General features: G+C 34.6%; 22 protein-coding genes and 1 other annotated feature. Of the genes, 17 read left to right on the top strand and 5 right to left on the bottom strand.

Annotated features, from left to right (window positions below; all coding sequences use genetic code 11):
• Window position 1: 1 nt before the first annotated feature.
• Window positions 2-679: a helix-turn-helix transcriptional regulator gene (locus tag ACFQ3N_RS18420; RefSeq protein WP_390364359.1), complete on the bottom strand. Its 678-nt coding sequence runs from the start codon at window positions 677-679 to the stop codon at window positions 2-4.
• A 194-nt stretch (window positions 680-873) separates the two neighbouring features.
• Here ACFQ3N_RS18420 and ACFQ3N_RS18415 point away from each other — a divergent pair, with 194 nt between their 5' ends.
• Entirely contained in the window at window positions 874-1938 is a 1065-nt protein-coding gene (locus ACFQ3N_RS18415; RefSeq protein ID WP_390364357.1) for a hypothetical protein, read from the top strand.
• Window positions 1939-1961: 23 nt separating this feature from the next.
• Window positions 1962-2441 carry a 23S rRNA (pseudouridine(1915)-N(3))-methyltransferase RlmH gene (rlmH, locus tag ACFQ3N_RS18410; protein ID WP_390364355.1) on the top strand — a complete coding sequence of 160 codons (480 nt, stop codon included), beginning with the start codon at window positions 1962-1964 and terminating at the stop codon, window positions 2439-2441.
• 308 nt (window positions 2442-2749) lie between these two features.
• Here the strand turns inward: rlmH and radC are convergent, their stop codons facing one another.
• The 3 genes from radC to ACFQ3N_RS18395 form a co-directional block, all read right to left on the bottom strand.
• Window positions 2750-3358, bottom strand: coding sequence for a RadC family protein (gene radC, locus ACFQ3N_RS18405; protein ID WP_390364353.1), 609 nt, complete (start codon window positions 3356-3358; stop codon window positions 2750-2752).
• A 231-nt stretch (window positions 3359-3589) separates the two neighbouring features.
• Window positions 3590-4330 (bottom strand): hypothetical protein, encoded by a 741-nt coding sequence (locus tag ACFQ3N_RS18400; RefSeq protein ID WP_390364352.1) that lies wholly within the window; start codon window positions 4328-4330, stop codon window positions 3590-3592.
• Window positions 4331-4361: 31 nt separating this feature from the next.
• A complete protein-coding gene (locus ACFQ3N_RS18395; protein WP_390364350.1) occupies window positions 4362-4865 on the bottom strand; it encodes a hypothetical protein in 504 nt (167 codons plus the stop codon).
• Window positions 4866-5461: 596 nt separating this feature from the next.
• Between ACFQ3N_RS18395 and ACFQ3N_RS18390 the strand changes: the two genes are divergently transcribed.
• The 13 genes from ACFQ3N_RS18390 to ACFQ3N_RS18330 all read left to right on the top strand — a co-directional run bounded on the left by ACFQ3N_RS18390 (window position 5462) and on the right by ACFQ3N_RS18330 (window position 20931).
• Complete coding sequence (locus ACFQ3N_RS18390; protein WP_390364348.1) at window positions 5462-5698, top strand: TIGR04540 family protein; 237 nt, start codon at window positions 5462-5464, stop codon at window positions 5696-5698.
• Window positions 5699-5734: 36 nt separating this feature from the next.
• Window positions 5735-8869, top strand: coding sequence for a DUF499 domain-containing protein (locus tag ACFQ3N_RS18385; RefSeq protein ID WP_390364346.1), 3135 nt, complete (start codon window positions 5735-5737; stop codon window positions 8867-8869).
• Window positions 8869-9447, top strand: coding sequence for a DUF3780 domain-containing protein (locus ACFQ3N_RS18380; protein WP_390364344.1), 579 nt, complete (start codon window positions 8869-8871; stop codon window positions 9445-9447). The genes ACFQ3N_RS18385 and ACFQ3N_RS18380 overlap by 1 nt, the downstream gene beginning before the upstream one ends.
• 14 nt (window positions 9448-9461) lie before the next feature.
• On the top strand, window positions 9462-12404 hold the full coding sequence (locus ACFQ3N_RS18375; RefSeq protein ID WP_390364342.1) for an anti-phage-associated DUF1156 domain-containing protein: 2943 nt from the start codon (window positions 9462-9464) through the stop codon (window positions 12402-12404).
• Between the two features lie 14 nt (window positions 12405-12418).
• The gene (locus tag ACFQ3N_RS18370) at window positions 12419-15136 is read left to right on the top strand and encodes a phospholipase D-like domain-containing anti-phage protein (RefSeq protein WP_390364340.1); all 2718 of its coding nucleotides are present in this window, start codon (window positions 12419-12421) and stop codon (window positions 15134-15136) included.
• Between the two features lie 103 nt (window positions 15137-15239).
• Window positions 15240-16220, top strand: coding sequence for a restriction endonuclease (locus ACFQ3N_RS18365; RefSeq protein ID WP_390364338.1), 981 nt, complete (start codon window positions 15240-15242; stop codon window positions 16218-16220).
• Between the two features lie 63 nt (window positions 16221-16283).
• Window positions 16284-17426 carry a hypothetical protein gene (locus tag ACFQ3N_RS18360; protein ID WP_390364336.1) on the top strand — a complete coding sequence of 381 codons (1143 nt, stop codon included), beginning with the start codon at window positions 16284-16286 and terminating at the stop codon, window positions 17424-17426.
• Window positions 17419-17667 (top strand): hypothetical protein, encoded by a 249-nt coding sequence (locus ACFQ3N_RS18355; protein ID WP_390364334.1) that lies wholly within the window; start codon window positions 17419-17421, stop codon window positions 17665-17667. Before ACFQ3N_RS18360 ends, ACFQ3N_RS18355 begins: the two co-directional genes overlap by 8 nt.
• A 19-nt stretch (window positions 17668-17686) precedes the next feature.
• Window positions 17687-17956: a hypothetical protein gene (locus tag ACFQ3N_RS18350; RefSeq protein WP_390364332.1), complete on the top strand. Its 270-nt coding sequence runs from the start codon at window positions 17687-17689 to the stop codon at window positions 17954-17956.
• On the top strand, window positions 17956-18510 hold the full coding sequence (locus ACFQ3N_RS18345; RefSeq protein ID WP_390364330.1) for a hypothetical protein: 555 nt from the start codon (window positions 17956-17958) through the stop codon (window positions 18508-18510). Before ACFQ3N_RS18350 ends, ACFQ3N_RS18345 begins: the two co-directional genes overlap by 1 nt.
• A 4-nt stretch (window positions 18511-18514) precedes the next feature.
• Window positions 18515-18742 carry an ABC-three component system middle component 6 gene (locus tag ACFQ3N_RS18340; RefSeq protein WP_390364328.1) on the top strand — a complete coding sequence of 76 codons (228 nt, stop codon included), beginning with the start codon at window positions 18515-18517 and terminating at the stop codon, window positions 18740-18742.
• The gene (locus ACFQ3N_RS18335) at window positions 18733-20418 is read left to right on the top strand and encodes a hypothetical protein (protein WP_390364326.1); all 1686 of its coding nucleotides are present in this window, start codon (window positions 18733-18735) and stop codon (window positions 20416-20418) included. Before ACFQ3N_RS18340 ends, ACFQ3N_RS18335 begins: the two co-directional genes overlap by 10 nt.
• Before the next feature lie 135 nt (window positions 20419-20553).
• Window positions 20554-20931, top strand: coding sequence for a hypothetical protein (locus ACFQ3N_RS18330; protein ID WP_390364324.1), 378 nt, complete (start codon window positions 20554-20556; stop codon window positions 20929-20931).
• Window positions 20932-21237: 306 nt separating this feature from the next.
• On the opposite strand, the gene ACFQ3N_RS18325 is transcribed toward ACFQ3N_RS18330, so the two are convergent.
• Window positions 21238-22008, bottom strand: coding sequence for a GIY-YIG nuclease family protein (locus tag ACFQ3N_RS18325; RefSeq protein WP_390364322.1), 771 nt, complete (start codon window positions 22006-22008; stop codon window positions 21238-21240).
• A gap of 438 nt (window positions 22009-22446) precedes the next feature.
• Window positions 22447-22670, top strand: a binding site (T-box leader).
• 47 nt (window positions 22671-22717) lie between these two features.
• Between ACFQ3N_RS18325 and proB the strand changes: the two genes are divergently transcribed.
• Entirely contained in the window at window positions 22718-23839 is a 1122-nt protein-coding gene (gene proB / locus ACFQ3N_RS18320) for a glutamate 5-kinase (RefSeq protein WP_390364320.1), read from the top strand.
• Window position 23840: 1 nt separating this feature from the next.
• Window positions 23841-25112 (top strand): glutamate-5-semialdehyde dehydrogenase, encoded by a 1272-nt coding sequence (locus ACFQ3N_RS18315; protein WP_390364318.1) that lies wholly within the window; start codon window positions 23841-23843, stop codon window positions 25110-25112.
• Window positions 25113-25579 lie beyond the last annotated feature (467 nt).

The following is a 25579-nucleotide window of genomic DNA, read 5'->3' as shown; positions in this document are numbered from 1 at the left end:
ATTAGTTGCGATCCCTTCCTGCCAGCATCTCGTTAATGAATGTATGGATAACATCCTTTTGCGCATATGGATTTGAACCCTCTGATACTCTATACAGGCTTGTTGCATACTCGAAAGGGCTTTTCTTTTTAAACAAGTCTGCCAATTTGAGGGAGGTTTTCGTGTTATGTACCTCAATTTCATAAATAAACCTGGATAGTAATTGAACTAGCTCAATGTCATTTCTTATGTTGTTAACTTCTTCGTTGAGTAATAGACGAACACTGTTCTCGCCCTTTCTTTCATATAGAACTATACCTAGTGCCTTCTCAGGATTAGTATTTACTTCAATCTCATCCATGCCCTCCAAATCAAAATCAACTTCAATCTGAGTAGAATGACCAATGGTAAATAACCGTTCTTCTGACTCATAAAATTCATCTGTAACAGCTTCTAAAGGTACACCATATTCTTTAGTCAGTTGATTAATAAGATAAAAGGATGGCTTCTTTGATTCCCCTCTTTCAATAGCAGTTATGCTTTGTGGAGAAACCCCGATACGTTTAGCGATTGCTGGTGTAGAATAATCCACCTTTGGTTGGATTGTTTTTATTTCATTACGGAAATATTTAATTCGCTCACCAAATGAACTGTGTTTCAGGAGCTGGAACTCAACAGAATCAATTGTACGATTAGACATTCATTGACACCTCTTTCTTTATTCTTTACTTCATTATACTACTTTGGTAATATAAAAACAAATAAAATAAACGAACAAATGTAAATGTTTTAGAGAGTTATCTCTATGGCTATTCGGATTGATGGACATGTAATCTGGCATGAATACAGTCATATCAATGAATTGAGCTATAAAAATACAATGAGGTGAAAGGTATGCAAACACGGTTTAATCAAACAAAGCTGAATAAGCAACTTATGTCACATCCTACATTGAGTAAAATAGTCCATAAATCAGCAATTAGAGCTCGATCCCCTTATGATGGGGTTATACTATACTCAAATGATGTAGTTTCAAAAGAGTTCTGGGATTTAGTTAAACCTGCTTTATTTATAAATTACTCAGTGAGCGCAAAGGATAATGGACATTACAGATACTTATTGGATCATCAACTATTTGTTATCAAATGGGGAAGTAAGTACATTAATTTACCTAATACGATTATTGAAATCAATCCTCACACCAACTTATTGACTCCAATTGAAATGTTAGATCTTGTTTCACTTATTTTAGGAGACTATAAGAACGTTAAAGTAGGTGTCTGGGATGAACAAATTGATATAACAGAGTATAATTCACATGAGGTTGCAAGAAGATTATGGGCTTCACATCTAAGAGAGGATCCTTATAATCCACCACAGTCAAATAGCACCTACTATTATAATCAACGCTCCGGGAGCCAAACTAAGGTGTATAATAAAGCTAAAGAATTAGGTGTTAATCAACAGTTGACACGAATTGAAAAGAAGCATAAAGTCCCACCTAAAAACAGAAAAACACTTGAACAATTTCTACTTGATGAGCGTGCGGATGTTTTTAAGCACTTAAGGATGGTTGATATTGATCAACTGGATGGACGTTTAAAGGTTAAAAAGCTTATCAACTCTGAAAAAACGTTGATGCACGCATATAGAACTTTATCGAGCGCAGAAAAGAAAAGGTTTAAGAGGTATCCTGCATATTTTAATCAGTGTATAGATATTCACTGCATCTTGAAATCAAACATTGAAGATTGGCTGCTAACATCAAGACTGTTACGTCTGAAACTCATTGTTGATCAATTATCTGATACGTGGAAGTTATCAGAGAGAGTGATGCTAGTAAAACAGAAAGTATTTCCAATCCCAATAAAGAAAAAAATTCATCTACTGGGTTGGTCTATTAATAATAGAGATGTATTATACCAATGCTCTACGTCTGTTCCAATTGAATTCGCATAATATTGATGAAAGGAAGATAAAACATGCAAATACAAGTTGTTAGTGTAGGTAAAGTTAAAGAAAAGTATTTAAAATCAGGCATTGCAGAGTTTGAAAAGCGGCTCCGTCCATACTGTAAGCTGACAATGGATGAAGTGAATGATGAACAGGCTCCTGAACAGATGAGTGAGAAGGAAATGAATCAGGTGAAGGAAAAAGAAGGAGAGCGGATATTAAACAGGATCAAGCCTAACCAGTACGTTATAGTCCTTGATCTACAGGGTGAACAGTGGTCGTCAGAAAAATTGGCTAGGAACATGGAGCAGCTAAGCATACATGGAAAGAGTCAGGTATCATTCGTCATCGGTGGTTCGAATGGATTAAGTGATGCTGTATTAAAGCGTGCGGATCAAAAGTTATCATTCTCAGAGATGACATTCCCTCATCAGCTAATGAAGCTTATTTTACTGGAACAAGTCTATCGTGCGTTCAAAATACAGAAAAATGAGCCATATCATAAATGATTTATTAGCCGGAGGTAGGGTATCTTATTTATGATAAAAAGTAAAAATCTTTGAATTCAATGTTACAATTAGCACTTTTTACGGATATATACATAGAGATTGTAAAAATTAGACATTATTAAAACTTGTATAGATTTTAGATGGCAACAAAAAACTCACTATATCAGGGTTTTCGGTATTATCAGGGGTGGTTCCCGACAAAAGGGGAATGAAATTATTAAACTTTAGCCCGTAAATTAATGATTTAAAGAAAAAGTCAGTGATGGTGCCGTTTTCAGCACTTTCACTGACTTTCTCATAGAGATTTTTTATAGATATCCTTTTTCTTTTAGGCTCACATATTTTTCATGGCCGATAATGACATGGTCGAGAATACTTATTCCTGTTACGTTTCCAACATCCACAAGGCGCTTGGTTACGGTTATATCCTCTTGACTTGGACTAGTGTCTCCTGAAGGATGATTGTGCGCAACGATAGCACTCGCACAACTTCGGCGTATTAAATGTTTAAACGTTTCTCTAGGATGCACAATCGATGCGTTTAACGAACCAATAAACACCGTCTCGCGAAATATGATTTGATTTTTGGTGTTGAGTCCCAACACAACAAAATGCTCTTGATTTAAATACTGCATATCTTTCAAATAATCATACGCATCTTCAGGTGAGCGAATCGTAAACCGTTGTTCAACCGGGCATGGATTCATACGTGCAAGTTGTAGTGCTGCGATGATCTGCTTAGCTTTTACTTTCCCAATTCCTTTGATTTGCAATAACTCTTCCTCCGTTAAATCCAACAACTCTTGAATAGATGGGTAGCGGCTGAATATTTCATTCACTACATAACTGTCTTCCTTTTCACGAGTAGTTGTTGCCAATAGATTTTTAAATGTAATTTTATCGATTGAATTGTTCATTATAAATTCCTCCATTATTTGTTTGATTGAAATAAAAGGGAGAGACGATATACGCCCCTCCTGATTGAGTGAATAACTGTTATGCGCTACAATGTAATTAAGTGATTACACTAGCGCCTGAGATGAGTCCATGTGGTGATGAGCTCATCTCTTTTTGTGCAATAAAAAAGCTCATCGACTGCATCTGCAATCCATGAGCTTTTCATTGATGATTATTTTCCTGTAATTCCATTACTTCCTCACCTCCTCATATGCCTCTTTTAAATGAAGCAAGTCTTGAATGAAATCAGATGCCTGTTTCTTTGTCAGTTGAGTACTACGTTCAACGCCAAATGTCATCTTCATCATTTCTTTTGCAACATCTGTCGGCATATCAATTTCGTTGACAATACCGAATATCGTCTGCAATTGAACCTTTGTTACAAGATCATCACCCCCTTTAATGTTTGACTGCTTAGGAAAATCCTCGATGTCCTGTGTAAACAATCCACTTGAACGTGTTGCAGATAACACTGCATCAATCAATGCTCGCTTTTTCGCCATCTTCAATACGGTGTTGACGATCGTATAAGGATCTTGTTGTTGAAACGACGATTCCTTGCTATTACATGATCCCAAACCTTCAGCTTCGACAATACCAATATCTTTGCGTATGAGTTCCATCTTCACCTCGTATGCAAATATTCCTGACTCCCATTGCTCAATACGATTGACGACTTCTGCTGTCTTAGAGAAGCCGAATACATCACATAACTTTTCCGCACCAGGCTTTAATAAGGTAGGTTTTGAAAAGCCATGAATCAAACCATAATCGACTCCTTTAATCATCACATCCTGAACGAATCTTTGAAGCTCATCAATCCGTTGTTTGGATGCATCTGATGATAAGATGATATTTGGTAGTGATGATCGATTTAACTCTGTGTTACCTGAGAATTGTACGATGTTGTTTACATGTTTATCTGTCTTCATTTGATTTTCACCTCCTTTCAATTGATGCTAGTTATTGCTTGTAGAATGTATCTGCAAGTTTCGATAAGCCTTTTGAGGTCTTATTTACAAGAAACTTTCCAACGCTGTGATTAAGCTGATTGCCTTTACTAATTGTTTTGGTTGATAAATCTAGTGTTTTAGATGCGATGTTAAACGCTGAGTTATTTACTTTCTCTAAGCTGTTTGTGATTTTAATCAAAGTATCCTCGCCTTTTGATTCAGTTGTTTCTGCACTTGTGTTTAATATATCTGCAATTCGTTTCTTAACCGATTGCTGGGTTACTAGATCATCCTCATGCAAAGATTTAATATCATCTAATGCTGTTTGTAACTTTTTTCTTCTAGACAGTAGATGGGAGAGCCTTACATAATCATTACGTTCGACTGAATCTACTATTTCGACTGATAAGCCTTCATATTGAGCAAGCAATGTTTGATAGATTGATCTAACCTCTGCAATTGAAATACTTCTTCCGTTTAACAACTCGTTTGTACCTTTAAATTTGTTTTTCATAAATGATTTCCTCCTATTAATTGATAATTGATTTATCTGAAAGATTCTATGACGATTATCAGAAGTAGTGATAACCTTTTAGTGTTAACTTCAACAAGAGTCCATTGGCTTTACTGTGGTTAACCAGTAGTAAACCTTGATCCTCTAAATCCAAAAGATTTACCTATTGTATGCCATACTTGGTCAAGAACTTTACTGGAACCCACTTGTTCGTTTCTTTGGCACTAACAAGGATACGGGCTAATGAATCATTCATACTTTTGCCTCCTCTCAAGAATGCGCTCCTCTCACCGCGCGTGTCGTCTCTGTAAACATAAGAAAGCCGTCATCTATCCGAATGGATAAATAACGGCTTATAAAAAGGGGTGGGGCATGAAACGGTGGTATACCCCCTTTGTTCATAATCAATGGTGGTGCAGAGAAAAATTATATAAAACTATTTGTGCCCCTGGGTTTTAATCAAAGAAAAGCAACAATACACAAAATAAATATAGGAAATATTACTTATCTCCTTTGTTTTTACTTTGATTAAGGATATAATTTAGTAAGAAAATAATTAAAAAATAGCAAGAAAACTATTAAAGTATGACTAGAAGGTGATTAGCATTAATACTTTTTGTAGGAATCAAAAAGAGGCATCTACATTAATTAATACAGTCATTGATAAATATTGGGCGAAAGAAATTAATGAGAAAGAAATGATTAATATGATTGAAACAATTGTTTCGAATAATGAATCATTAGTTTTAAAAAATCATACTTTTACGACGACTGTAAAGCAAATTTGTGGTAAGCGACGACTTGAAATTATTTCTATGATTCTTAATCTATAGTTTGAATTTCATTATCATTATTTTGGAGGGGAAAGTATGAAAAGTTTGTTAGAGTATTGTAAGCCAAGAGGTAGTGTCTTTGATGAAACAAAACGTGATGATGTTTTAGACCTCACAGATTTAGTGGACAAAAATATAAATGCTTCTGAGTTTTTTGAAGAAAACTACCCAACTCAGGGAATGAAAGCATTAATGGATACTGCTTTTAAAAGGTTTCATAGAAAAGGTTCAACTGGAGTAGTTAAGCTTACTCAATCGATGGGTGGAGGTAAAACGCACAGTATGATTGCACTCGGACTGTTAGCAAAAAATCCAGAGTATCGAGAAAAGGTAATGGGGGAAGCATGGAAAGAAAGTCACCTTGGAAAAGTAAATGTTGTTGCTTTTACTGGTCGAGAAAGTGATGCACCTTACGGTATTTGGGGAGCGATTGCAGAACAGTTAGGAAAAAAAGAGATGTTCAAAGAATATTACTCACCTTTACAAGCTCCAGGACAAAAAGCATGGGAAAACTTATTGAAAGGTGAACCTCTGCTTATTTTATTGGATGAATTACCACCATATCTTGAAAATGCAAAATCAAAAACAATAGGAGATACAAATCTTGCAGTTGTAACAACAACAGCATTAGCCAATCTCTTTAATGCACTTGGAAAAGAAGAGCTATCAAATGTATGTTTAGTAATTTCCGATTTGAAAGCTACATATGAAAGTGGTAGTGAGTTACTCCAATCTACATTTAAAGAATTGGAAAATGAGGTAAACCGTTCAGCTCAAAACATAGAACCTGTCGGAAGTGCATCTGATGAAGTGTACCATATCTTAAGAAAAAGACTTTTTGAAGAACTGCCTTCTGAAGATGTGATAACAGAAGTAGCAAATAGTTATAAAAGTGCTGTACTAGAAGCGAAACAGATGGGGTATACTAGCGTGTCACCTGAGCATATTTTTGTAGGAATTAAGGATTCTTACCCTTTCCACCCATCTATTAAGGATTTATATGCACGGTTCAAGGAAAATGCTGGGTTCCAACAAACGCGTGGTCTTATTCGCCTAATGAGAATCATTGTAAGTCAGTTATATACTGGAGAAATAATAAAGGCTAATACAAAACAACTTGTAAACGTATTTGACTTTGACCTAAATGATTCAGAAATGTTTACGGCAATTACACAAATTAAACCATCGTTAAGTAACGCAATCTCTCATGATATTGCATCAAATGGTAAAGCAATTGCTGAATCGGTTGATCAGGCACTTGGTGAAACATATATGCAAGAACTCAGTAATTTGATTTTAATGGCGTCTTTGGCAGATATTCCAAATGCATTATTAGGTTTATTACTTCCAGAAACTATCGGGAATTTAGCCGAACCAAACAAAGATATTACGCGAGTAAAAAAAGCATTAGACGAATTTATGATGCGAGCTTGGTATTTATATTCTGATAGAGATGGAAGGTTATTTTTCAAAAATACGAAAAACATGATTGCGGAATTGAATTCACTTGTTGATTCTTATGATTCAGAAAGTGCAAAAAAAGAACTAAGATCTTTCCTTGAAGGTAAATTCAAACCATCTGCATTGTCAGATTGTTATCAAAAAGTATTAGTCTTTCCGGCTGTTGATGAAATAAATTTAAATGAAGAATCTGTGCAACTTGTCTTATTTGAACCTTTTTCAGGTACTACCTCAAACAACTCAGGTCTGCATCCCGAACTATCTAAGTTTTATGAAGATACTCGTTTAAAGAATCGTGTGATGTTCTTGTCTGGTCAAAGAAGTACTATGGATAAACTAGTTAGGGCAGCAAAGGAACATAAAGCAATAAAAGTCATCATTGAAAGGATGGACGAGGAAAAAGTTCCTGCAAATAATCCACAGTATCAAAAAGCTATTGAAAAATCGGATAAAGTTAAACTAGAGATATTACAAGCATCAAGAGAAACGTTCGTAAATTTATTTTACCCTGCTAAAAATAGTTTAATGAAAGCAGACTTCCTAATGCAATTTTCGGGGAATGATTATAATGGGGAAAAACAAATAAGAGATGTGTTAATTCAACGTCAAAAATTTACAGAAGATATCACGAGTGAAACATTCCGCAAAAAATGTGAGGATAGATTGTTCACTCAGAAAGAAATGAGATGGACAGATGTCAAAGCGCGTTCTGCAACGAATCCTGCGTGGCAGTGGCATAAACAGAATAATCCTAATGCCTTAGATGCATTAAAAGACAGTATGTTAAGTAAAGGAATTTGGAGAGAAAGTGGTGGTTATATTGAGAAACCCCCATTTCCTAAAGAAAAAACAAGTGTACAAATTCAGGAAATACGATCTGGTAATGATGAGACTGGCAACGTAACACTTAAATTAACTCCTTTATATGGTGATAAAGTGTATGTGGAAGCGGGGGGAACAGCTACAACAGCTTCGCAACTGGTAGACGATCTGGAGTACAAAACTAATGATATTAAATTGTCATTTTTATGCGTTGATAGTAAAAATGAACATGAAACTGGAGAAGCTGTAGGATGGGAAAATAATATCAAAGTGAAATATCGTATTCTTGATCAAGAGGATTATAAAATTCTTGAGTTACAATCTTCTCCGTATGCTAAAATAAAATACACTACTGATGGCTCAAATCCTAAGGAGCATGGAGGAATTTATCATTCAGAGGTAACATTACAAAAGAATACTTCTTATATATTAGCCGTGGCTGAAGCTGAAGGAATATATTCTGAACAGATTTCAATTAAGTTAGATTGGGACTCTGATAATAAAATAGAGATTGACAAACAGAAAAAACTTACACTTTATAAACATGGTACGACAAGTGATACTGCTGAAACATACAAACAATTAGAACTCTTAAAGAAACATAAAGCCTTAATAAAAGACGTAATTGTGAAATTTTTTAAAACCGATGAATTTCATAATAATAATGGTTGGATCGAATTAATGATTGATTCAACAACTGATGTAACTATTGAAAAACTTATTGATAGTATGACTTCTATACGAGACAGCTTCTTAAGTGAGTCAACTGTTAATATTAACTTAGAATACGGCATTGCTGTATTTAAAAATGGTCAATCATTTTTAGATTGGATGGCAGAATCTAAAAATTCATTAACAGACTATAACGATCAGGAGATTGTTCAATAATGAGCTATAAAAAAGATTATTTGGGCTTTGGGTTTTTACCAAGCGAATCTCAACATCACTTTTTAGTAAAGGTACCGAGAAAAACGAATGATCCTGTTATCATTTATGAGCGTTTTAAATGGCATGAAGTTAATGAAAATGAAGAACAACCAATTGATTTTATGCATGATATACCGAAGGTTGAGTTAAGTAAGCATAAATGGAAGCAAATAGAAGATACATTGAGGATAGAATTTAATGAACGTTTAAAAAAAGATCAAATTCCTGTTGGAAGATGGAAAATAGGAAAAATACCTGTTCAAAGATTGTTTGGGAAAGAACTGGTGTTGTTAACATGGGCTATTGAAGATAGTGATCCAAGTGTAATTCCTTCAGCAATTAAAAATTGGTTGGGGTTAAGTATAGAGGAAAGATGGTGGTTATTTACCATGACAAATGCTGCCACGGGCCGTGTAAATGATAATCGTGGTTGGAGAAAAGCAGTTAGATATGCTTTAACTGAAAATCCAATTGAAGAAATTGACAGACAAATGAGTTTTTTCGATATGGCTATAGATCGCGAAATAGATAAAAAATAAAGGAAGTGTATATCTTGTTAGAATATGATACGTCGTTTATAGAAAGACAGTTTCCCGTTTCTAAACTCTCAAAGGAAAGTTATAAAGAAAGGAAGGCAGGAAGTAATCAAACTTTAACGGGTTTAGGGAAATGGTGGGGAAGAAAACCACTTATTCTGGTAAGAGCAACTATTTTAGGGTTATTATTACCAAACAGTAATGACCCTAAGAAAGACAGAAAGATATTTTTGAAGCTACTTTCCATGGATGATAATGGATTACAGTTACGAAAGAATAAAACTATACCTATAAAAATACTCTTTCAACACGCTTCTGATAAAGAAAAAAGAGAACTCTTTCAGATGGAAGAAGGAAAATACATTCCTAAGTATAAAAGTGGTATTAAAGCAGTCAGTAAATCAGAACTACAAAATAAAATCTATCATAGAATGACTTATGATCAGAAACTAGTATATTGCATGCGTCCTGAAGAGATGATTCAGATTAATGACGCAGACTGGGTAGAAATAAATTCACATTTAAATACATCCGCTTCAAGTATACAAGAATTAGTTGCACAATTAGGCGAAAAAAGATTTGGACATACACCTAAAATCGGCGATTGTTTTTCCGGAGGGGGGAGTATCCCTTTTGAAGCGAGCAGATTAGGTGCGGATGTTTATGCTTCAGATTTAAATCCTTTTGCGGGACTTTTAACTTGGTCAAGTTTAAATATTTTGAGCAAAAATGACAAGGAAATAGAAGAACTAAATAAATTTTTAAACGAAGTTTACGACGAAGTGAGTAAACAAGTAGATCAATGGGGAATTGAAAAAAATGAGCATGGTTGGAGAGCGAAGTATTATTTATATTGCAATGAAACTACTTGTCCTGATTGCAATACTAAAGTTCCGCTAATTCCTAATTTAGTAGTAAGCGAAGGATATAAAGTGGTTGTTAAATTGATCCTAGATGAAGAGAATAGTGCTTATGATTTAGATGTAATAAATAATGCTACAAAAGAAGAAATCCAAGAGGGGAAAAATAGCGGGACAGTAAAAAACAATGCACTAATATGCCCTCGATGTGAACAAACAACCCCTATTACCGTCTTAAGAAGGGATAAGAAGTATAATGGCTCAACCGAATATGGACTCAGAAAATGGGAAAAAGATGAATTTACTTCTAGACCAAAGGATGTTTTTAAGGAGCGATTATATGCAATTAAATATATTGATAAATATCCAGAAAGGTCTTGGGATGAAGTATATAAAAAGCCTGCTCCTGCTACAGACTCTACTTATGGAAAAGTATATTATGTCAAGCCCTCTGATTTAGATTTAAAAAGAGAGTCAATTGTATTGGAGTTATTATCCAAAAGATTCACTAGTTGGGCTAGAAAAGGTTTTTTACCAGTTTCAATGATTGAAGATGGAGAGGAGACATTAAGGTTAAGTAGAGAGCGTGGTTGGAAGTACTGGCATCAACTATTCCATCCACGTCAGTTACTTATTAATGGACTGTTTTTGGAGAAGGCAAATCAATTAGCCAATAATAATGAAAAAAAAGTCCTCTCCCTTCTAGCAATAAATGGTTTAGCAAATAGAAATTCAAAATTAATGATATGGAATTATGGTTATGATAAAAGTGAGCAGACTTTTGCGAATCAGGCTTTAAACACTTTGTTTAATTTCCCTGTGAGGACTTTGAGTTCTATATATTCGTGTTGGAAATTTGTACTTAGGAATAAGAACTTCTCCACTCAATCTACGATAGAATTAAGAGATGCAAGAACTATTAGTACAGAGAATGATATTTGGATAACTGATCCTCCCTATGCAGATGCAGTCAATTATCACGAGTTATCAGAGTTTTTCTTGGCTTGGGATAATGGATTGAAGGATATATTTCCAAAATGGTATATGGATAGTAAAAGAGTTCTGGCTGTGAGGGGAACGGGTGAAACTTTTAATGGCAGTATGGTTGAAATCTATTCTAATTTAGCAAAAAATATGTCTGAAAATGGTATGCAAGTTGTTATGTTCACTCATCAGGATGTTAGTGTTTGGGCGGATTTGACATATATTCTTTGGGCTTCAGGACTAAGAGTTACATCAGCTTGGAATATTGCAACAGAAACGGAATCTGGAGGCTTAAAAAATGGAAATTATGTAAAAGGAACTGTTCTGCTGGTATTAAGAAAACAAAAGTCCGAGGAAACAGCATATCTTGACGAACTCTATCCAGAAGTAGAAGAGGAAGTTAAAAGACAAATTGATAGTATGAAAGATCTGGACGATAAAGAAGATCCAAACTTCACAGACGCAGACTACTTGTTGGCAGCTTACGCTGCCTCTTTGAAGGTATTAACCTCATATAAAAATATTGAAGATATTAATGTTAATTATGAGTTATCAAAAGGCCCTTCTACTGGAGAAGAATCTGCTATAGAGCGTATAATTAATGAAGCTATAAAAATTGCTTATGATTATTCAACGCCATCAGGATTTGATTCTTTCATTTGGAAAACCCTTATATCAGAAGAACGTTTTTACATTAAAGGTTTAGACTTTGAAAAGGACAATATCTATAAATTAAGCGCATATCAGGAGATTGCGCGAGGTTTTGGAGTAAAAGAATACACACAATTGTTAGGTAATAAAAAAGCAAACCAAACTAGGTTAAAAACTGCTAAAGAGTTTGATATGAAAGGCATAACCATTAATGATAAATTTGGTAACTCATCACTTCGTAATGTATTAGCAGCATTATTTCAAAGTATTAAATCTGAAGATACAATTAAAGGCCTTAACTGGTTGAAGAATGAAGTTCCAGATTATTGGAATCAACGTAGTACAATACTGGAGTTCCTTAAATTTATTATTACACTTGGGCATTATGAACATATGAGTAATTGGGAGGAAGAAGCTCATTACGCGAGACTGCTTGTTGAGCTTGTGAAAAATGATGGTGTGTAATAAGGGGGTATCGTATGATTCAGCGTTACTCATCTAGATTAAATAGATTAGATCAGTCGTTTTTAACAAAAAAATTAGAAAAAGCAAAGCACTATGATCGTATTGCAGGTTACTTTAGTTCGTCTATTTTAGAAATTGCAGGAGAAGCTATAGACAAAATGGAAGGTAAAGTTCGAATAATTTGCAACTCCGACTTAAATATTGAAGATGTAAAAACAGCCAGTGCAGCCGTTAATGCAATTCGAAAGGAATGGTGTAGTAATCAACCTGAAGAACGTTTTGCTAACATGCCAAAAAGGCTTCATAAGTTATACGAACTTTTAAAAACAGAAAAATTAAGTGTGAAAGTGCTACCTAATAATATTTTTGGCCTCATCCACGGGAAAGCAGGAGTAATAACTCTTGCTAATGGATCTAAAACAGCATTTATGGGAAGTGTAAATGAAACATACTCGGCTTGGCGCTTGAACTACGAAATAATGTGGGAAGATGATTCAGATGATGCGGTTCAATGGGTTCAAGAAGAGTTTGATTATTTTTGGAACAGTCCATACGCTGTTCCACTTTCAGAATTTGTAGTTGAGGATATAAATCGTATATCGAAACGCTCAGTGATCAATACAGTAGAAAAATGGAAGGAAAAAGCGGATCCTGCCTCATCAATTGTTGAGGCACCTGTATATCGTCAAGAGTATGGATTGTGGGAACATCAAAAATATTTTGTCAATAAAGCCTTTAATGATCATAAGAAAACATATGGAGCAAGGTATATCCTCGCAGATATGGTTGGACTGGGAAAAACAGTTCAACTTGCTCTAGCTGGTCAATTGATGGCACTTTATGGTGATAAACCAGTACTGGTTATTGCACCCAAAACACTATTATGGCAATGGCAAGATGAAATTAATAATCTGTTAGATATGCCTTCTGCGGTATGGACTGGAAAAGAATGGGTAGATGAAAACGGCATTCGCTACCCATCCAAAGGAGACCTTAGCATAAAGAGATGTCCAAGACGAGTGGGAATTATTTCACAAGGATTAATAACAGCAAATTCTAATAGCATACAACATTTATTAAATATGGAATATGAATGTGTGATTGTTGATGAGGCACACAGAGCAAGGAGAAAAAATCAAGGTTCTGATAAAGCGGATGAAAAGCCTAATCCTAATAACCTCATGAATTTCCTAATAGAAATGTCACGAAAAACCAAAAGTATGTTATTAGCAACTGCCACACCAGTTCAACTTTATCCTGTAGAAGCATGGGATCTTTTGTACATACTTTCTCAATCAAACGATTCTATACTTGGAAGTCGTTTTAGCAAGTGGAGAACAAATGCAGGTAAGGGACTAGATTATGTTATGCAAACTCTTGAACTTGGTAGATTTGATCGAGATGTGGTTGATTGGATACGCAATCCTTTTCCGCCTGCTGATGAAGGTGAAGCAACATTTGGAAGGCTACGACGTCGTTTTGATATGACAGAAAGTGATTTTGTGGTTCCGTATGAAAAGTTAGAAAATATAAAAGGAACACCTGAAGAACGTCGATTTGGTAGGATAATCGATTCAGGCTTTATGACAAACCACAATCCATATATTCGTAATATAGTTCGTAGGACACGGGACTTTTTAGAAACTACTACTAACCCAGAAACTGGAGAGCCCTATTTAAAAGCAGTTAAGGTGAAACTGTTTGGTGAAACAGATAAAGATGCAATTATATTACCACCGTATCTGCAAGAGGCTTATCAACATGCTGAACAGTTTAGTGAGCTTCTTCAAAAAAGAGTTAAAGGTGGAGGGTTCTTAAAATCATTATTACTACGTAGGGTCGGAAGCACAATGATTGCTGGGAAAAATACGGCAGAAAAAATGTTGTTAAATTGGGGAACTACTTCGGAAGAATCAGATTATGAGTATGATGAGTATGATGATGAGTCTGTAACAAATAGTGAAATCAAAAATATTACTAATGAAGAAAGACAATGCCTCATTCGTTTTGTAAGTACTTTAGAAGCAAATAAGGATAAAGATCCTAAGTATCAATTAGTAATAGATTTACTTTTGAATGTAGGATGGTTAGAAAGAGGATGCATTATTTTTTCTCAATTCTTTGATTCTGCCTATTGGATTGCTGACAGCTTATCAGAAGAAATAAAAGGTGAAAAGATTGGCATCTATGCAGGTGGAGATAAATCAGGAATAATAACTAATGGTGTTTTTGAGCGAATGCCTAAAGATGGTATTAAGGATATGGTTAAAAGACATGAACTACGAGTTTTGATCGGTACAGATGCAGCAAGTGAAGGTTTAAACTTACAGGCTCTTGGATCACTTATTAATCTTGACTTACCTTGGAACCCTACTCGTTTAGAACAAAGAAAAGGGCGTATTCAACGTATCGGTCAGGTCTATGATGAAGTCTGGATATATAATATGCGTTACAAAGGATCAGTTGAGGATCGTGTACATTCAATTCTTTCCGAAAGGCTGGAAAGTATACACGGGTTATTTGGTCAAATCCCTGATGTATTACAAGATGTTTGGGTGGATGTAGCATTAAATAATGATGAGGAAGCTCAAAAAAAAATTGATGCAGTCCCAACGTATCATCCTTTTGAAATGCGTTATCATGTGGATGTAGGAAGAGTAGACTGGGAAAACTGTGTTGAAGTGCTGGATACATCTGAGAAGAGAAAGCATTTGATGAATGGTTGGAGTTAAAAAACTATAAAAAAATACACAAACAACTTTGCCCTAGCATGATGAACAATTTAAAAAACTAATGCTGGGGCTATTTTTATATGATTTAAAGGGGAGACGTTATATGACAAAATGGTGGATGATTCGTGCAGGGGATAACAATGAGTTGATCCCAGTTTGGAAAGAAAATGGTATTGCTTCCATTGGATGGCCTAAATTAGGTGATCCAAAACAATATCGTTCAAAAGAAGAAATGTTAGCAACTGCTAATGATGTGTTTGCTGACAGTAAACCGAACACGAGAAAAAGTTGGATAAGTCAAGTATGGCGCTTTAGTAGAGAAGTAAAAAAAGGCGATAAGATTATAACCTATTTTAAAGAAACAAGAGAATATCTGGTAGGAACAGTCACCGAAGGACATTTTTATAATAAAACAGTTGGAGATCCTGCTTATCCAAATAACGTAAGAGTAGATTGGGAAGAAGCAACAGTAATAAGAGATACATTATCACAAGCAGCAAAGAATAGTTTAGGTTCGGTATTAACAGTATTTCGTGTCGATGATTGGGGAAGTGAGATTGAAAGATTATTAGAGTACCCCTTTGTTGAACCGGAGGAAACAAATGAAGCTGAAGAAAGTGAAATAATAGAAGACTTGGTTAATAGGGCACTGGTAATGGTACAAGACAAAGTTGATAAACTAGACCCATGGCAAATGCAAGAACTGGTTGGGGGACTTTTGCAAGCGATGGACTACAATGTACGGGTAAGTCCAAAGGGCCCTGACGGTGGAGTGGATGTATTAGCTTATAAAGATGCCTTTGGATTTGAAAAGCCGATTATTAAAGTCCAAGTAAAGCATCGCAAATCTTCTGCATCTGCACCAGAGATTCAGCAGTTATTAGGGGCAAATCCAATTGATGCTAATAGCTTATTTGTTTCAACCGGTGGTTTTACATTACAAGCAGAAGCGGTAGCTAGACATAACTCTGTTAGATTGGTAGATTTGGAGGAATTGGTAGACTTAGTTGTAAAGTGGTATGAGAATATGCCGAACGATGTTAGGGCATTGTTGCCTTTGCAGAAGATGTATGTTCCTGAGTAGGAAACAATAAAGATGAAATATGCTTCCATAAAATATGAGACACTTAAAGAGGGAGTGTGTGATTTGGATAATACCCCAAGCATTATCAACACTATAGGCGGCGAGTTAACCTATAATGATTCAAAAAGTAAGGGTAATGAAATATCAGTTCCTTCGGATTTAATAGATTCTGTAAATAAAATTATTCAGGAAAGTATTAACAATAACGATTTTCCTTTATACAAAGATAAAATAGATGATTTATGGAAAATATCCATAAACCCAGAGTTTCAAAATGGAATTGATACTGGAAACCTATCTATTAAAAAAGGATCCCTAGAGATTAGAAATGCTAAGACAGGTAAATTTGTTGGGAAGGCTCAACTTAATGAGATGACACCAGAAGAACTTATCAAGAAAAATAAGCCATCCACACTCTCCAATATTTCTAGAAACATTGCCAGCATATCTGGGCAATTACAAATGGCTGAAATCTCAAAAAAACTCGATGTTATACATGAAAAAATAGATCAACTCGGTCAGTTTTTATGGAAAGAGAAAGTTTCTAGGGTGCATAGTATAAATTCAGTTATTGAAGAAGCCATTGAATCCCTTCCCAACAAGAATGCCATGGTTAGGATTAATGATTGCATTAAAGATTTGAAGTTTTTATCCGACTTTATTGAAGAAACTATCGAAGAGGTATTAAGTAGAAAAATAGAATATAAACTTATTTCAGATTTCATAGATGGGTTGAAGGTTTGGGAATGGAGAAGTAAATATAGGAATGAATACAATAAAAAATATAATGATGAAATCCAGTTATTTATGCATGAGTATAGTTTTTTATTGGATTTATATTTCCAAACTCTCGGTCTTATAGGAACCTGTTATCAAATAACTAATGAATACCATCATGCATCTAAATATTTTAGGAAGATTGAATCTAAAATAAACTACTATTCGACTGAACTAGTTTCTAAGTTAATATATTTGCTGAATGTTGATGGAATTAGTATCAATGATGATAATTCTCTTTTACATATTGCTGAAAGTCTAAAAAACAGAAAGTTACCTAAAACTTTATTACAAGAAATAAATACAAACTATATTAAAGTAGATGAAGTTAAAAACATGCATATAAGACTTGTTTCACAATTTGAAGAGATTCAAATTTCTTATGATGTTGATACACAATTATTAATGGGAGACATAAATAATGACTGAATTAAATTGTCCATATTGTAAAAGAAGAAGGAATTTTATAGAAAAGGAACAAATTAAATATGAATGTGAATCCTGCAATAATGTATATGGACAGTGCATAGTTAAAAATTGTTCAAATCTTGTAAATCATGGATTCGTTTGTAAAAATTGCATTGGTACAGGCATTAAAAATGGTGGATCAGCAGGCCTAAGTGTATTAGTAGGTGGTATTGCTTTAAAGGTGTTAAGAAAAGGTAAATAAGTATCTCTATTGTGATAGAATGGAAGTAATTTGTAATATTAGAGGTGGTCTAATGGAAACTATAAATATCGTATTAGGAATTATTGCTTCAATACTATCTATATCTGCAATTGTTTTTTCAAAAAAAGTGTCTAATGATAACAAAAGAATTGAACAATATTTGAAACAGGAATTAAATGTTACATTGGATTCATCGAAAAAAGAGGTGTTATTCAGTAAAAAAGCAACTTCCGGTGACAATGGAACTAGTATAATAGGAGATAACAATAAATATAATGGAGGGAAATAATGACGTTAAGTAAAAGTGCTAAGAGTGGGGATAATGGAACTTCAATCGTTGGTAATAAGAACTCCCTAACAACTTTTAATTTTAGCAGCCATACCCCCAAAATATTAAAGCGAAGTGCTGTCTTTGATGTTTGTAAAATAATTGCAGAGCTTGATATCGATTATGATGATGAATATTCTATCCAAAACAATTCTGATTGGATGGAAAAGTTTGAGTACAATAAAGTTGATCTTTACGTAGAAGTTTTTGATAATTATTCAGACGGTTATGATGAAGTTTCTAAGGTGTTACATGGCTACTTAAAAAAAACAATAATGGTCAAAAAAATTCGAACGGTTTATTTAGAAATTGAAAGAGTAAGAGAAAAAGAAAAGCTTGATGGTGATTTTGTTATTAAACAAGTATTTGATCGTCTCAAAGAAGAAGTTTGGTATAATGCATCAATCAATGAATCCGATATATTAGATGAAGAAGTCGACGCAGCCATTTATATGATAATGTTTTATGCTTTCACTAAATGTAAGCTGTTAAAGCCAGTACCTAAGGGTGATTAATGTGATGATAATTGACAGAGATTCAAATCCTAAGGATACCATATATTACATCTCTGCTTGTATATTGGGGGTTATTTCCTCTAAAAAGCATAACGTTGAGGATTTATACGAAACTCTAAAGGAGCAGTACAATGACTCACTGGACTATACCATCTATTTACTCTCATTAGATTTTCTTTTTCTTATCGACAAAATTACTATTAATGAGGAGGGAGTACTTCAATGTTCATAAAGCGTTTGACCATTAAAGAAACAAAACCTGCTCTTGAAGTTATTAGAGAAATTCCTTTTGTTAAAGGAATGAATTTTATTGTCGATGCTGGGAAAGATCAGGAAAAAGGAAATAGTGTTGGGAAAACCACTGTTTTGAAGTTGATAGATATATGTTTGGGAGCTAAAGACAGGAAATATTTATATTTTGATGATGAAACAAAACAAACAAATGAGAAACTAAAAAACTATATCATTGGTAACAAGGTTAATGTTGAACTGATGATTATCGAGTCTTTCGACGAAGAAAAATCAAGCGAATATATTCTTTCAGTGGATCTTTATCCTCGAGGTAAAAGATATATTAATGGTATAGAAATGAGTCAAAATGATTATTGGCAGCAACTTAATGTGATATTTTTTTCTAATTTGGCTAACTATCCTACATTTAGACAATTAATTAATATATTTGTTAGAATAGATCAACGAGCAGACAATCACAAGTTTCTTAAATTCTTACATAGAACTAATGATGCAACTTACGAGAATATTTATTCGTATCTTTTTGAATTACAAGATCAGGAAGTAAGTAACTATATTTTGGATTTGAGAAAAGAAATTGCAGAGAAAAATAAAGAAATAAAAAACTTTATGTCTATAAATAATTTTAAATCTATAGATAGCATTAATCAAAAGGTGACTCTACTGGAATCGACTATTGATGAATTGAATAATCAAATGAACATATTAGTGAATTCAAGAAAGTTCAAAGAAAATGAAGAAAAGATATCCGAAATAAAAATTGAGTATGCAAACTATAATGACCAGATTGATGAACTTATATTTAAAAGACAGAAAATTACAGGTATTCTTGCTGATGCTAAGCATGAAATAAATAATGGAATTGACAAAGATGTTCTAAAAAACTTATATAATGAAACTCTTAAAGCAATGGGCAATTTGCAAAAAGAATTTGAGGACTTAGTGAAGTTTAATGATGAACTTGTGCATAACAAAATAAGATATTTCAATTCCCAATTAGAAAAGGTAGAGAAAAAAGTTTTTCTACTTGAAAATGATAAGAACCAACTGTTTGAGAAGCATAAGAATGTAATTATGTTGATAGAAGAAAATAAAATTGATGAGTACACTTCGTTGCAAGGTAAACTAGCAGAATATAACGAAGAACTTGGAAGTAATAAGAATATTAGATCAACTTATAATCAATTAGAGACGCGTATAGCAGAACTTGTTGAAGAATTAGATAAAACTGAAGAAGAATCTGATGTTAAAGAAGATTCGTTGTCTATCTTTAATAAATACTTTTCACAATATAGTGAAAAAACTAATGGTGAACCTTTCATGCTCTATAAAACTGAAAAAGGCTTTCCGTTTGGTATCGATTACGTTAAAAGGGGATTAAGTACAGGTACGAGGAAATCCATTATTGCTGCATTTGATTTAGCCTATCAACGATTAGTTAGGGATTTAGATAAAAAGGCACCAAATTTTATAGTTCATGATGTAATCGAAACTATCGATCAGGTAGCTCTAAAGGCAATTATCAATATCGTGAACGCCATTGAAGGTCAATATATTGTAGCAGTTTTAAAAGAGAAAATTCAAGATAATGATTTAATACAAAAATCAAATATTGTAGTTACCCTCTCTGAAAATGATAGACCTTTTAATAATTAAAAGGTAATAAATGCATTTAAAGAATAAGGGTCTGAACATAGTATCCAAGTGGAACAACTAACGTTAAAAAAAAGCATGAAATAAATCGTATGCATGGTTGAAATCAAAAATAATAACATAGTAGGAGGAAGGCCAATGCTTAAAGACTTAGAACCTGCCTATATTTCATTGTATATATCATTTAACCAAGTAGAAAAACTAGCAAAACAATTAATTGCAAAAGAAATAGGAAGGTTAATACCAGTAAATGTTGAAGGTGACGACGATGATTCTGGACTGAGAATACGCGTAGAAATTGATGAAAGTTCATTATCTGATGATGAGGCAATCTATCTGGCATCAAGAGGATTTGCTGTCGATCAACCATATCGAAGTGCACATTTAGTTTTAGAGGAACTAACTGAGGGAGTTCCATTTGAAATTCTGCCCAGATTAGGACATGATGATGATGAGTTTGGTACGTACTTCTTGGTGGAGATTCCATATCATTGGTATATTACTAAGGAAGAGTAATAGCACACTTATTTTTGAAAGCAGATTTTTTTGCGTCAAACATAGTCTGAACTCTACATCAACCATTTCACTTGGCCCTAGAAACATGAGAAGAGGAGGCCTGACCCCAAATATCCTCGGAAATGGATGGTCTAGTGCCAGATAGAAACTACCTAACTATCTTATGGAATCTGGGATGATGACACTTTGCGTATTTGGTTATACAAACCTCTTTATAAGTGCGGGGTGAATTATTGAAAAGATATGAAAATATAGTATCGTGTTTAGAGGGTAGGGCTCATAAAATAATGAATCCTACCCTTTTTATTATATGTCTAATATCCTATTAAAATATTCTACACTAAATAATTCTTCATATGTCTCAAGCATATCAAAACTTCTAGAAAATTTTATTGCATCTAAAAAAGTAATACCGGTTGTAAGCATTTGTTGTCTTGCAGTATGAAGAAAGAGTTCATAACGTTCGTAAGTTGGATTATTAGATATTTCCCGTATTGAGTATCTTGCAAGTAAGGGAGAAGGATCCTTACTTGAAAAAAATTTAACAATTTCATAGTTTCCAATAGTACTTGCCAATTGCCCTTTCTTAGATCCGGCAATTTTATTCCAAGGTGGAATAGTGTTAAACATTTTATTATACGCCTCAATCAATATTCCTTCAGTCATAATATAATCTTGTTTAACAGGTTCGTCGTCATATTCCTTAACATTTCCCAATTCAGGGTCTTTACGGAATAAATCAAAAATATTTCTACTAGTAACAGGCTGGTGATTTGAAGATTGCACGAAAATAGAGTGTCCCATTTTCTCATTTTCATTAAAATATTCATTAATATTTTCAACTTTGCATCCCTTTGGATCAATGGTGATTAAACCGTTATGTTGTTTTAATCTTTCTGACAGGTCTCTAGCTAGTCCGATGTACAGAATTTCACGGGTTTGGTAATTCCAAAAGCAGTAGATACCTGCAGATGCCCAACCATTATTGTCATTGGGATTACAAATATCATTAATAGCATAGGCTAGATCATCTTTTTCATTTTCCTTATAAGCATCTTGTATTATAGTACCAAACATCAATCTTCTCCTCTAAGTTTTTATAATCCAATTATAATATGAAAGTACCGAAATTTGTTATTGTAGGTTGGTTTTTGTAAGTTATTTTACCCTACAAACCGGTACGGTGAACCGTATTATAAATAAGAATCAGTTAAGTCAGTGCGTGAACAATAACTAATTAAGTTGACGGGTACAACGGGAGACTCACGGGAACGGCCCTCATGCTTCCTTGTCGGGGCTTAGAATTGGCAAAACCGTCCCTCTGCTTCTAACTACGCCGCTTTACGCGGGCGCAGTCCGTACATCCCTAAACGAGCGCTTGTGCTTTTGTTAATGATAAATAGCAACGGTATTTTCTGTTTTTAATGGGTAAAATAAAAAAGTGTTGACACAAAACAAAATCCCGTTCATAATGTTTCTAATTGTAGGTGAATTTTTAAGGATTTAAATTTATATAAAAAAGTAATGACAGGGAACTAGTAAATAGTCATCAGGTAAAAGAGAGTAAAATTCATCGGCTGAAAAATTTTACACGCCTTGCAATGCTATTGAACCTATCCCTTGAACTGTTAGGCAAAACCTAACCGATTTCCTGCGTTAAAGGATTTTTAAGTGGATATTAAATAAATCTAATATCAATAAAGGTGGTACCACGGAGACAAAGCTCTTCCGTCCTTATTACAAGGATGGAAGGGCTTTTTTTATCAAAATGGATGGTGAGTGAATAGTGAAGAAGAAAAGAATTGTTGTCAAAATAGGGAGTAGTTCTTTGACAAATAGTAATGGTGGACTTAGTAGTGAGAAGATGTATGAGCATGTGGATGCTCTTGCACGATTAAAGAAGCTTGGGCATGAAGTTATTCTCATTTCGTCTGGAGCCGTTGCAACAGGCTTTGCTGATCTAGGCTATTCCTCTCGTCCTACAACCATTGCTGGCAAGCAAGCAGCTGCAGCCGTTGGCCAAGGATTATTAATCAGAGGGTATACGGAAGAATTTAAAAAAAGGCATGGCATTGTGGCGGCACAATTACTGTTAACGAGACATAATTTCTTGCATAAAGATCAATATCATAATGCATATGTCACATTATCTAAGCTTTTACAATGTAATGTCCTACCGATTATTAATGAAAATGATTCGGTGTCAGTAGAAGAATTAACCTTTGGGGATAATGACATGTTATCGGCGCTAGTGAGTGGCCTCGTTCAAGCGGATTTTTTAATGATCTTGACGGATATCAATGGAATCTATAATCAAAACCCGCGAACAAATCCGAATGCGAAAAAGTATAACTTCCTTCATGAAATTAATGATGAATTAATACGTGGTGCTTCTGGAACGGGTACAAAGTTTGGTACCGGTGGAATGAAATCAAAAGTAGAGGCAGCACGGACCGCACTGGATTTGGGTGTAAAAGTATTTATTGGATCCGGTACCAGGAATGAAAAATTGGTCGATATTCTTGTTGGAAAAGGGGATGGAACCTATATCGGGAGTACCTCTCAAGCTAGTGTGAAAGCGTCGAAGCAATGGTTAGCACTACATTCCATTCCTAGTGGAAAAATTGAAGTTGATCAAGGTGCAGTAAGTGCGATTTTAAGGCAAGGAAAAAGTCTTCTTCCCGCTGGTGTGACAAATATTTATGGGAACTTTACTACCAATGATGTCGTTGAGGTTGTGAACATAAATGGAAACATTATCGGCAAAGGGAAAGTTAATTTTTCTTCAGAACAATTATTGGAAATTAAAGGATTATCAAGTGCAGAAGCTATGATTATAACTAACAGTCATCACAGAGTGGTAATCCATAGGGATAATTGGGTCAGCCAAATTGAAAGGAGAAGGTAGGATGAGTGAAATCGTTCAAGCAAGCCAAAGTAGGGAGTTAATTCAAAAAGGAAAAAAGGCTAAAGCAGCTGCTTCTTTATTAGCAAAAGCGACGACTGAACAAAAAAATAAAGCACTTCTAATGATGGCAGAACAGCTTATCAACAAACAGGCATTTATTTTAGCGGAAAATGAGAAAGATGTAAGAGCTGGAAAAGAAAATGGAATGACCGACGCTTTACTTGATCGCTTAAAGTTAAATGACCAACGATTACGAGACATGTCCGAAGCGCTTATTCAGTTAACAAAACTGAAAGATCCCAATGGGGAATTGTTAGAGGAATGGGAACGTCCGAACGAACTTATTATCTCACAAATACGAGTACCGATTGGGGTAATTGGAATGATTTATGAAGCTAGGCCGAATGTGACAGTTGATGCATCAAGTCTTTGTTTAAAAACAGGCAATGCGGTATTGCTTCGAGGGAGTTCAACAGCTATCAATTCCAATATAGCAATTGTAAAGGTTATCCAGCATGCGCTTGGATTGAGTAAACTACCTATTGAGTCTGTACAATTGCTTGAAGACACAAGCCGAAAGACGGCTTCTGAAATGTTCAAATTGAATCAATATCTCGATGTCTTAATTCCGCGTGGTGGTGCAATGCTGATTCAAACAGTCGTGCAAAAATCGACCGTTCCTGTATTAGAAACGGGTGCCGGGAATTGTCATGTATATATTGACGAAACAGCTGATCTGAAAATGGCGATTGATATAGCGATCAATGCCAAAACACAACGTCCAACTGTATGTAATGCTTGTGAAACGATTCTTATCCATCGGAAGTGGGCATCCAAGCATTTACTAGATTTATATACCGCTTTACGAGAGAAAGAAGTTCGTATTCATGGGGATGAAACGGTACAACAAGTGGGGATGGATGTCATTCCTGCTAATGAAGCAGATTGGGGAACGGAGTATTTAGAGCTAGAATTGGCATTAAAGGTAGTCGATAACATTGATGAGGCCATTACACACATTAATCGTTATGGAACAAAACACTCAGAGGCGATAATTTCCCAGACGGTGGAAAATGTAGAACAATTTTTCAATGAAATTGATGCTGCAGCCATATATCACAATGCCTCAACAAGATTCACTGATGGATTTGAATTTGGATTTGGAGCTGAAATTGGGATAAGTACACAAAAACTCCATGCTCGTGGACCAATGGGTTTAACCGCCTTAACCTCAACTAAATATATCATTAAGGGAAAAGGGCAATTAAAGTAGTCTTTACGTGTTAATGTAGTCTTTAGCTCCTTTTCTATACAATGAGCCTTAGCCAATATAAATGGGCAGATTTTCGAGATACAAAATCCGGGGTAAAGATGCATACCTCCATTGTCTTTTGCAACGACATTTCTTACCCAAATGAAGTAATCCTTACACCTGCAAGGCTGGCAGATGAAACAGGATCGACCAAATCATCATCTTGTTCTGGAGCGATAACTTCTCGCTCTTCATCGGTGAACTCTGATCCAGAAATATATTGTGTCTACAATAGCATTAACAATCATTTTACTTTGATCTGCATCAAACTATAATGTTCCACACCCATGACTCTTACCAAAGGATTTTAACTTAAGGTTGTAAGTAAATATATGATTTTTTTGGTAGATAGGAAAGTATAAAACTTTCTTATCTACATAAGTGCAACTAAGGCTTTCGGAGCGACCGAGCATAGGTCGTGTAATTTA

The organism is Virgibacillus byunsanensis, from assembly GCF_042675965.1.
GTDB lineage: Bacteria > Bacillota > Bacilli > Bacillales > Amphibacillaceae > Virgibacillus_R > Virgibacillus_R byunsanensis.
Note: the sequence above shows the minus strand (reverse complement) of the source record. Positions and strands in the feature narration are given on the sequence as shown.

Coding starts and splice junctions, on each gene's coding strand:
- ACFQ3N_RS18420 (WP_390364359.1), bottom strand. CDS start 679: ATGTCTAATCGTACAATTGATTCTGTTGAGTTCCAGCTCCTGAAACAC.
- ACFQ3N_RS18415 (WP_390364357.1), top strand. CDS start 874: ATGCAAACACGGTTTAATCAAACAAAGCTGAATAAGCAACTTATGTCA.
- rlmH (WP_390364355.1), top strand. CDS start 1,962: ATGCAAATACAAGTTGTTAGTGTAGGTAAAGTTAAAGAAAAGTATTTA.
- radC (WP_390364353.1), bottom strand. CDS start 3,358: ATGAACAATTCAATCGATAAAATTACATTTAAAAATCTATTGGCAACA.
- ACFQ3N_RS18400 (WP_390364352.1), bottom strand. CDS start 4,330: ATGAAGACAGATAAACATGTAAACAACATCGTACAATTCTCAGGTAAC.
- ACFQ3N_RS18395 (WP_390364350.1), bottom strand. CDS start 4,865: ATGAAAAACAAATTTAAAGGTACAAACGAGTTGTTAAACGGAAGAAGT.
- ACFQ3N_RS18385 (WP_390364346.1), top strand. CDS start 5,735: ATGAAAAGTTTGTTAGAGTATTGTAAGCCAAGAGGTAGTGTCTTTGAT.
- ACFQ3N_RS18380 (WP_390364344.1), top strand. CDS start 8,869: ATGAGCTATAAAAAAGATTATTTGGGCTTTGGGTTTTTACCAAGCGAA.
- ACFQ3N_RS18370 (WP_390364340.1), top strand. CDS start 12,419: ATGATTCAGCGTTACTCATCTAGATTAAATAGATTAGATCAGTCGTTT.
- ACFQ3N_RS18365 (WP_390364338.1), top strand. CDS start 15,240: ATGACAAAATGGTGGATGATTCGTGCAGGGGATAACAATGAGTTGATC.
- ACFQ3N_RS18355 (WP_390364334.1), top strand. CDS start 17,419: ATGACTGAATTAAATTGTCCATATTGTAAAAGAAGAAGGAATTTTATA.
- ACFQ3N_RS18350 (WP_390364332.1), top strand. CDS start 17,687: ATGGAAGTAATTTGTAATATTAGAGGTGGTCTAATGGAAACTATAAAT.
- ACFQ3N_RS18345 (WP_390364330.1), top strand. CDS start 17,956: ATGACGTTAAGTAAAAGTGCTAAGAGTGGGGATAATGGAACTTCAATC.
- ACFQ3N_RS18340 (WP_390364328.1), top strand. CDS start 18,515: ATGATAATTGACAGAGATTCAAATCCTAAGGATACCATATATTACATC.
- ACFQ3N_RS18335 (WP_390364326.1), top strand. CDS start 18,733: ATGTTCATAAAGCGTTTGACCATTAAAGAAACAAAACCTGCTCTTGAA.
- ACFQ3N_RS18330 (WP_390364324.1), top strand. CDS start 20,554: ATGCTTAAAGACTTAGAACCTGCCTATATTTCATTGTATATATCATTT.
- ACFQ3N_RS18325 (WP_390364322.1), bottom strand. CDS start 22,008: ATGTTTGGTACTATAATACAAGATGCTTATAAGGAAAATGAAAAAGAT.
- ACFQ3N_RS18315 (WP_390364318.1), top strand. CDS start 23,841: ATGAGTGAAATCGTTCAAGCAAGCCAAAGTAGGGAGTTAATTCAAAAA.